The following is an 8,525-nucleotide window of genomic DNA, read 5'->3' on the forward strand; positions in this document are numbered from 1 at the left end:
TCACATCCGCCGGCCTTTGGACGGATCCTCTCGCACATCCCGCCACTTTCTGCCGGTTCCTCTCCCACATCCCGCCACTTTCTGCCGGTTCCTCTCGCACATCCCGCCGGCCTTTGGACGGATCCTCTCGCAGATCCCGCCGCTTAAACGGAAATGCTCCCGCACCAAACATTGGTGCGGGAGCATTTAACCCGGAATAGCTACTGGGGTTGGAGCTATTTCGCCCGGCCCAGGAATTCCTGGATCCTGCGGACACCCTCGGCGAGGTCGTCGTCTCCGAGAGCATAGGACAGGCGGACGTATCCGGAGGGGCCGAATGCTTCACCGGGAACGATGGCAACTTCAACCTCGTCCAGGATGAGCGTGGCAAGTTCTGCCGACGTGCTCGGACGCACCGGGCCGTGGGAGGTTTCGAATTCCTTACCCAGCAGGCCGCGGACGTCGGCATACACGTAGAAGGCGCCGGTCGGCGTCGGGCATTCCACGCCCTCAATCGCGTTCAGGCCGGCGACGATTGCCTTGCGGCGGCGGTCGAAGGCGACCTTCATTTCGTCGACGGCGGTCAGCGGACCCGTGAGGGCAGCGGCAGCGGCGACCTGCATGATGTTCGAGACGTTGGACGTCGCGTGCGACTGGAGGTTGGTGGCGGCCTTGATGACATCGGCCGGACCGATCATCCAACCCACGCGCCAACCGGTCATGGCGTAGGTCTTGGCCACGCCGTTGAGGATGACGACTTTGTCGCCAAGCTCCGGCGCCGCGGTGGCGATGGAGGTGAACTCCACGCCGTCATAGGTCAGGTGCTCGTAGATTTCATCCGTGACAACCCACAGGCCCTTGGAAGCAGCCCACTTTCCGATCTCCGCAACCTGCTCCGGGCTGTATACAGCGCCGGTCGGGTTGGACGGGGAGACGAACAGCAGGATCTTGGTCTTGTCCGTGAGCGCGGCTTCCAACTGCTCGATGGTGACGAGGTAGCCCTGCTCGGGTCCGGCGAATACCTCCACCGGAACGCCGCCTGCGAGACGGATGGCTTCCGGATAAGTGGTCCAGAACGGCGTGGGGATGATGACTTCGTCGCCCGGGTCAACCAAGGTGGCGAAGGTGTTGTAGACAGCCTGCTTGCCACCATTGGTCACCAGGACCTGCGATGGGTCCACTTTGTAGCCGGAGTCCCGGAGGGTCTTATCGGCGATGGCCTTTTTCAGCTCAGGAAGCCCGGCAGCGGGGGAGTAGCGGTGGTACTTCGGCTGGGCAGCAGCCTCGATTGCTGCCTTGACGATGTAGTCCGGGGTGGGGAAATCGGGTTCGCCGGCACCGAAACCGATCACGGGGCGCCCCGCGGCCTTCAGTGCCTTGGCCTTGGCGTCAACGGCAAGGGTGGCGGACTCGGCAATAGCGGAGATTCGTTGTGAAATGCGGGCGGCAGGTGTTCCGGCAGACATCTATGTACCGTTCTTCGCAGGCAGCTCGTGGGCTGGATGATGGGATTCGACGTAAACTACCTTATGCTGTTCTGCGGAGCTCCCGGGTGCCTGCTGGACAATGTGACTGATAATGCTGCTCACATTGATTCATAAGCGGCCGGAAGGCCCGGAATTAGTCCGGTTCGACTATCGCGAAGTTCTTGCGTAGACTGGTTCACCGGTGTTGAAAAGCACCACAGGCTGAAGTGCGGCCTGAAACATGGATTCGATCCATAGGGTAGTGGCGCAATTGGTAGCGCAGCGGTCTCCAAAACCGCAGGTTGCAGGTTCGAGTCCTGTCTGCCCTGCGCAAGCTGTTCCGGCGGAAACGCCGGGGCAAGCGCAGCAACCATGGCTCTGATCAGAGCCGGGTCAAACGACTTTGCAAGGTGAGTGAGGACCAGGTGACCGAAACGGCTGCTAGCAGCTCAAAGGGCCGTCCTGCCAAGAAAGCCGATGCCGGCTTCTTTGCCCGAATTGCACTCTTCATGCGCCAGGTTATCGGCGAACTGAAGAAGGTCGTTGCCCCGACCCGCAAGGAACTGATCAATTACACGCTCGTGGTGCTGGTGTTCGTAGTCATCATGATGCTCATCGTCACCCTGCTGGACCTTGCCTTCGGCACGGGAGTGAGCTGGGTCTTCGGTGGATCAGGCGCTACGGACCGCTAAGCGGGTCTGTCCGCAAACCGCGTGAAATTCCATGAAGTTCAGGAATTTTATGGGGTTTGCGGAATTGAGCCATTTAAATAGGCATGTTAGGCAATGAGGAAGCAGGAGACCAAGTGTCTGAGCAGGAGCTTGAGGTAAACGAGGCTGAGCTGGATGGGCCCGCTGAAAGCACGGACGACGCCGCGGCTGAGGCTGCGGAAGAGTCGGAGGCTGACTCTGCTGCGCCCGAATCTGCCGACGTCGATGATTCCGAAGAGGATTTCGAGTCTGACGTAGACGCTGAGTCTGATGACGAGGCCGACGAAGTAGACGCTGAGTCCGATGAGGACGCTGCCGATGTCTCGCTGGAGGCGGCCGCTGCTGCAGCCCCCGCCGATCCGGCCGAGGAATTCAAGGCCAAGCTGCGCCGCCAGGAGGGTGACTGGTACGTCATCCACTCCTACGCCGGTTACGAAAACCGCGTGAAGGCCAACCTTGAGACCCGCATCCAGACACTGGACATGGAAGATTACATCTTCGAAATCCAGGTCCCGATGGAAGAAGTCGTCGAGATCAAGAACGCCCAGCGCAAGGTGATCAACCGCGTCCGCATCCCCGGTTACGTCCTGGTCCGCATGGACCTGACCGATGCTTCCTGGGGCGCCGTTCGCCACACCCCCGGCGTCACTGGCTTCGTGGGCAACGCCCACAACCCGGTCCCGCTGCGCCTTGACGAGGTCTTCTCCATGCTCGCCCCGGTCTTCGAAGAAGAGCAGGCCGAGAAGGGCAAGCCGGTCAACAAGCAGAACCAGGCTCCCGTGGCCGTCGATTTCGAGGTCGGCGAGTCCGTCATCGTCAAGGAAGGCCCGTTCGAGACCCTTCCGGCAACGATCTCCGAGATCAAGCCCGAGTCCCAGACCCTCGTGGTCCTGGTCTCGATCTTCGAGCGCGAAACCCCGGTTACGCTCGCATTCAACCAGGTCACCAAGATCTAGCTGATTCCAAGATTTCGCTCCCGTTCCGCCTGCTTTGCGGTTCGGAAGCGGCCGGCCGCCTTGCCATGGCGGCCACCAACCTGGGACGCGCTCCTGTGTCCCAGGAAGCTATTGAGAGAAGGACCCTACATTGGCTCCCAAGAAGAAGGTCACCGGCCTCATCAAGCTGCAGATCCAGGCAGGTGCCGCTAACCCGGCTCCGCCGATCGGTCCTGCGCTTGGCCAGCACGGTGTCAACATCATGGAATTCTGCAAGGCGTACAACGCTGCAACGGAATCCCAGCGCGGAAACGTTATCCCGGTTGAAATCACGGTCTACGAAGACCGTTCCTTCACCTTCATCACCAAGACCCCGCCGGCTGCAGAGCTCATCAAGAAGGCTGCAGGCGTTGCCAAGGGTTCGGCTACCCCGCACACCGTCAAGGTTGCCAAGCTGACCCAGGCGCAGGTCGAAGAGATTGCTTCCACCAAGATGGAAGACCTCAACGCCAACGACATCGCGGCAGCTGCCAAGATCATCGCTGGTACCGCCCGTTCCATGGGTATCACCGTAGAGGGCTAAATACAGCCTTCATCCGCCGGGCAACCGGCATCTGAAACATTGAAATGCCGCAGGATCCTTGCCGGATCCGCGGCTTGTGGCAGGGCCCAGCGCGGTCCGCAGACCACAACTGCACAAGGAGAAATAAGCAGCATGGCAAAGCGCAGCAAAGCATATGAGGCAGCCGTAGCCAAGATCGAGGCAGACAAGGTCTACGCCCCGTTCGAGGCAATCACCCTCGCGAAGGACACTAACCCTTCCAAGTTCGACGCAACCGTTGAGGTCGCTTTCCGTTTGGGCGTTGACCCGCGTAAGGCTGACCAGATGGTCCGTGGCACCGTCAACCTGCCGCACGGCACCGGTAAGACCGCCCGCGTCCTCGTTTTCGCAACAGGCGACAAGGCTGAGGCAGCAATCGCTGCCGGCGCCGACTTCGTTGGTTCCGATGACCTGATCGAAAAGATCGCAGCCGGCTGGACCGACTTCGACGCCGCCGTGGCAACCCCTGACCTCATGGGTAAGGTTGGCCGCCTCGGTAAGGTCCTCGGCCCGCGTAACCTCATGCCGAACCCGAAGACCGGTACGGTTACCCCGGATGTCACCAAGGCTGTCAACGACATCAAGGGCGGCAAGATCGACTTCCGCGTCGACAAGCACTCGAACCTGCACTTCATCATCGGCAAGGTGTCTTTCGACGTCCAGAAGCTGGCTGAGAACTACGCAGCTGCACTGGAAGAGGTCCTTCGTCTGAAGCCGTCCGCTTCCAAGGGCCGCTACATCCAGAAGGCTACTGTTGCCACCACGTTCGGTCCGGGCATCACCGTTGACCCGAACGTCACCAAGGTTCTCACCGACGCATAAGCATCGCGAGTACTAACTCTGAGAGGGACCGTCCGGCATTGCCGGGCGGTCCCTTTTTCATGGGTTCGCATCGGCGGTTGGTCACTTGTTTGGCACCAGAGGCGGCCGTAGGCTGTGGGGCGTGGCACCGTCGTCGAACTTTTCCGCCAACGGCGGGCTCACCATAGGGAGGCTTCCCGTTCTGCAAGCTCCGGAGGCCAATGCGTCAGCGGACTTCAAAGCCTTCCATGCGTTACGGATCGCCCATGAGCTTGCCTTGTGGGGGAACATGGATCATTCGGCCACATTGGCCGAGTCGTTCATGTTCTGGCAGGGCAACGAATACGAGGAGCGGCAGGTCTACCTGGCCCGCTTGGACGGCGTTGTGGTGGGCAGCGGTTCGCTGACGCTGCCGTTGAGCGAGAACACGACGACGGCGGGAGTGGACGTCCTCGTGGACGCCGCTTTCCGTCGGCGCGGGATCGGGACGAGTATCCTGGAAGTCCTTGAGCAGGCGGCAGTGGAGCGGAGCCGCACTTCGCTTGACGGGTACTGTGGGGAGCCGATCGCCCCCGTACTTGCCGGGGAGGCGCTGCTGAAAGCAAAGTCAGGCACGGGTGGCGTTCCACTGAACGCGGCATCGACCCACTTTGCGTTGCACCATGGTTATTCCCTGGAACAGGTCGAAACCAGCAGCACCTTGGCCCTGCCGGTTGATGAGGCGCACCTGATTGAACTCGAAGTCGAGGCGATGCGCCGGGCAACGGAATACGACGTCATCGGGTGGACGGACGAATGCCCGGACGAACTCGTGGACACTTTTGCCAAGCTCAAGAGCCTGATGAGCACGGAGGTACCCATCGCCGGTCTTGGATGGGAAGGCGAAGAGTGGGACGCCGTGCGGGTTCGGCGTGAGGAATCGACATGGCGGGCAAGTGGCGTGGACTCAGTTGTAGCTGCTGCCCAGCACCACACGAGCGGGGAGTTGGCTGCCTATACGGTCCTGACCCACCGTGAGGCGTTGCCGGCGGTCGTCAGCCAGGAGGACACTCTGGTGGCTCCCGGACACCGGGGACACGGCCTTGGCATGCTGGTCAAAATCGCCAATCTTCGTCGTGCAGAAGATCTTTGGCCGAACGCCACGTGCGTCATGACGTGGAACGCCAGTGAAAACCGGCATATGCTGGCCATAAATATCGCCCTTGGATTCAAGCCTTCCGGTTTTGAAGGCGAATGGCAGAAACGGCTGGGATGACTGTAGACGAGGCGAAGACCGTTGTAGTCGAGCAGCTATGGGTGCCGGACAATCTGGACAGCCCCAAAGCAGGGGATTTCCTTGACGCCGTGGAAGTGGCGCGACGGGTCCGGATGCAGACCTGGGGGAGCGATGACCTGGCGTACACGCCCCTGGAGAAGCTGCTTGAATTCTCCGACCCCTACGAGCGCCAGATCATCCTGGTGGCCAAGGTGGACGGGGTCATCGTGGGAACAGTGGACATTGCGCTGCCGCTCGCGGACAACATGGACCTGGCGGAGTTCACGCTGGATATCCTGCCGGACTACCAAAGCCAGGGCGTCGGACGCCAGCTCCTGGAGGCTGCGGAGCAGCTGGCACGTTCAGAGGGCCGCACCATGGTTTTGGTGGACACGAACCATCCGGCGACCTCGCTTACAGAGATACCTGAAGACCAATTGATTCCCGGCAGCGGCCCAGGTTTCCTTCCTGTCAGCAGCAGGGAAGTGGACTTTGCCCAGCGGGCCGGTTACACCCTTCAGCACATCGAGCAATTCAGTTCCTGCGTGTTGCCTCTCGACTCCAAACTGGTTGCGGATCTTCAAGCCGAGGCCGAGGAAGCGAACGCTGGCCGCTACAGGCTGCACCACTGGACTGATCGCTGCCCTGAGGCTTGGCTGGAGGCCGTGGCGGAGCTGGAAAACGCTGCGGGTGAGGTTGTCCACGGAGAGGACGGCGAGGAAGAAGACTCCGCCGTTGAGGTTTCCGGTATGGTCTTCGATGCCGCCGTTTTGCGCGAAACCGAAGACGCCGCCTTGGCGCAGGGTCGGCGGACGGTGGTTACCGCCGTCGAGCATATTGAGAGCGGGCGGCTGGCCGGCCTCACCACGATCAGCGTCCTCGCGCACCGTCAGGACGTCGTTTTCCAGGACGATACTTTGGTCCTGCAGGAACACCGCGGCAATAAGTTGGGACTGCTGATCAAGGTGGCCAACATGGAAAGGCTCAGTGAGCAATTTCCCGATGCCCGCGTCATTTACACCTGGAACGCACCGGAAAACCGGTACCTCCTGACCGTGAACAAGCAATTGGGATTTACGACGGCGGGAGTCACCGGACTCTGGCAAAAGCAGCTTCCTGATCGGGGACCTAAGGTCACGTCGTCGGAGTAACCAGCCGGGCATCGCAGTGGGAGCACAGCGGCCTCGATTTGGTTTGCTGATCCCTCTCCCGTAACCTTGAAGTACCAAAGACCGTCGGTTGATGGGAATCCACTCTTTCGAGCGCAGCTCAATTCTGCAGCGACGCCCCTGAGAACAAAGTGCATTCCTTGACGAAGGACCCTGAACATAGGGCGGCCAACGCAGGTGAACGAAGCAAGTCTCCACAGTGCAAACTGTGTTGAGCCAAGCCCCGTGCATCTGCGCGGGGCGTTTTTAGTTTTAGCTCTCGTGAGCGGGGACCCGGAAGACCGGCTTTATTCCCCGGAAGGAGGGTTATGACAACGCCTAGCAAGGTCTCCGCTGTTGCAGAGATCACCAACGATTTCAAGGAATCGAACGCGGCTGTCCTGACCGAATACCGCGGGCTCACTGTTGCACAGCTCAAGGAACTGCGTGTTGCGCTCGGCCAGGACACCAAGTTCTCGGTCGTCAAGAACACCCTGAGCGCCATTGCAGCCAAGGAAGCTGGTGTCGACGCGTTCGGCGATCAGCTTGCCGGCCCCACTGCAATCGCCTTCATCAAGGGCGACGCTGTTGCTGCTGCCAAGAGCCTGACGGACTTTGCCAAGACCAACAAGCAGCTGGTTATCAAGACCGGTTACTTCGAAGGCAAGGCATTGGACGCAGAAGGTGTTGCCGCACTGGCAGCGCTGGAGTCCCGCGAGCTGCAGCTTGCACGTGTTGCTGGTGTCCTCAAGGCCCCCGCATCCGCTGCCGCACGCATCATTGATGCCCTGCGCCTCAAGCTTGAAGAAGAGGGCGGCGCATCTGCACCGGCCGCTGACGAAGCTCCGGCCGCTGAGGCTGCTGCTGAAGAGGTTGCGGCTCCGGCCGAAGCCGCTGAAGCTGCAACCGAAGAGAACTAAGTTCTCCCCCCAATCAAACTCAGGTGCATGGAGCGGCATTGTCCGGACCTGCACCGACTAATGGAAGGACGCCACCATGGCGAAGCTCAGCAACGAAGAGCTCATTGAAGCTTTCAAGGAACTGACCATCATCGAGCTCTCCGAGTTCGTCAAGCTCTTCGAAGAGACCTTCGAAGTTACGGCTGCTGCTGTTGCAGTTGCTGGCCCCGCTGCCGGCGGTGCTGCTGAAGCTGCTGAAGAGAAGACCGACTTCGACGTCGTCCTCGAAGCTGCTGGCGACAAGAAGATCGCAGTGATCAAGGAAGTTCGCGCCATCACCTCCCTCGGCCTCAAGGAAGCCAAGGACCTGGTTGACAGCGCACCGAAGGCTGTTCTCGAAGGCGCCACCAAGGAAGCCGCAGAGAAGGCAAAGGCTCAGCTCGAAGAAGCTGGCGCAACGGTTACCCTCAAGTAACTCGTCTTGCTTGTGGAAGCCCCGTCCGGTTCGCCGGGCGGGGCTTCCTGCTTTAAAGAAACAACGCGGGGTCACTTATAGCCCAATAATCCCTCCGGAAATGGGCTGTAAGTGACTGTGAGGATTGTTGTGGCTGGTCTGGGACTGGCTGGCAGAGTGGGTATTGGCCGTGCTGCCCCTTGGATGTGACTCGGTAAGTGACTGGCCCCGCAAGGGTGTCCTGGAGTGGGATCTGTCCATCCGAGGGGTGGGGCGG

Annotated in this window: 9 protein-coding genes and 1 tRNA gene; 9 read left to right on the forward strand and 1 reads right to left on the reverse strand. The window is 60.6% G+C overall.

Annotated features, from left to right (window positions below; translation table 11 throughout):
- Positions 1–215 precede the first annotated feature (215 nt).
- Positions 216–1,445, reverse strand: a complete 1,230-nt coding sequence (locus tag AB4Z15_RS20795; RefSeq protein ID WP_442018771.1) for a pyridoxal phosphate-dependent aminotransferase — start codon at positions 1,443–1,445, stop codon at positions 216–218.
- Between the two features lie 256 nt (positions 1,446–1,701).
- Here AB4Z15_RS20795 and AB4Z15_RS20800 point away from each other — a divergent pair.
- From AB4Z15_RS20800 to rplL, 9 genes are all read left to right on the forward strand, one after another.
- A tRNA-Trp gene (locus AB4Z15_RS20800) sits at positions 1,702–1,774 on the forward strand.
- 81 nt (positions 1,775–1,855) lie between these two features.
- Positions 1,856–2,137: a preprotein translocase subunit SecE gene (gene secE, locus AB4Z15_RS20805; protein WP_442018772.1), complete on the forward strand. Its 282-nt coding sequence runs from the start codon at positions 1,856–1,858 to the stop codon at positions 2,135–2,137.
- A 113-nt stretch (positions 2,138–2,250) separates the two neighbouring features.
- Entirely contained in the window at positions 2,251–3,111 is an 861-nt protein-coding gene (nusG, locus tag AB4Z15_RS20810; protein ID WP_442018773.1) for a transcription termination/antitermination protein NusG, read from the forward strand.
- A 130-nt stretch (positions 3,112–3,241) separates the two neighbouring features.
- Positions 3,242–3,673 carry a 50S ribosomal protein L11 gene (rplK, locus tag AB4Z15_RS20815; protein ID WP_166183617.1) on the forward strand — a complete coding sequence of 144 codons (432 nt, stop codon included), beginning with the start codon at positions 3,242–3,244 and terminating at the stop codon, positions 3,671–3,673.
- Positions 3,674–3,805: 132 nt separating this feature from the next.
- The gene (gene rplA / locus AB4Z15_RS20820; protein WP_442004053.1) at positions 3,806–4,513 is read left to right on the forward strand and encodes a 50S ribosomal protein L1; all 708 of its coding nucleotides are present in this window, start codon (positions 3,806–3,808) and stop codon (positions 4,511–4,513) included.
- Between the two features lie 121 nt (positions 4,514–4,634).
- Positions 4,635–5,747, forward strand: a complete 1,113-nt coding sequence (locus AB4Z15_RS20825) for a GNAT family N-acetyltransferase (RefSeq protein WP_442018774.1) — start codon at positions 4,635–4,637, stop codon at positions 5,745–5,747.
- Positions 5,726–6,898, forward strand: coding sequence for a GNAT family N-acetyltransferase (locus tag AB4Z15_RS20830; protein WP_442018775.1), 1,173 nt, complete (start codon positions 5,726–5,728; stop codon positions 6,896–6,898). Before AB4Z15_RS20825 ends, AB4Z15_RS20830 begins: the two co-directional genes overlap by 22 nt.
- Positions 6,899–7,224: 326 nt before the next feature.
- On the forward strand, positions 7,225–7,815 hold the full coding sequence (gene rplJ, locus AB4Z15_RS20835) for a 50S ribosomal protein L10 (RefSeq protein ID WP_442018776.1): 591 nt from the start codon (positions 7,225–7,227) through the stop codon (positions 7,813–7,815).
- Positions 7,816–7,891: 76 nt separating this feature from the next.
- Complete coding sequence (gene rplL / locus AB4Z15_RS20840; protein WP_189013656.1) at positions 7,892–8,269, forward strand: 50S ribosomal protein L7/L12; 378 nt, start codon at positions 7,892–7,894, stop codon at positions 8,267–8,269.
- The last annotated feature ends 256 nt before the right edge of the window (positions 8,270–8,525 follow it).

The sequence above is a fragment of the Paenarthrobacter sp. 2TAF44 genome, assembly GCF_052114885.1.
Classification (GTDB): domain Bacteria; phylum Actinomycetota; class Actinomycetes; order Actinomycetales; family Micrococcaceae; genus Arthrobacter.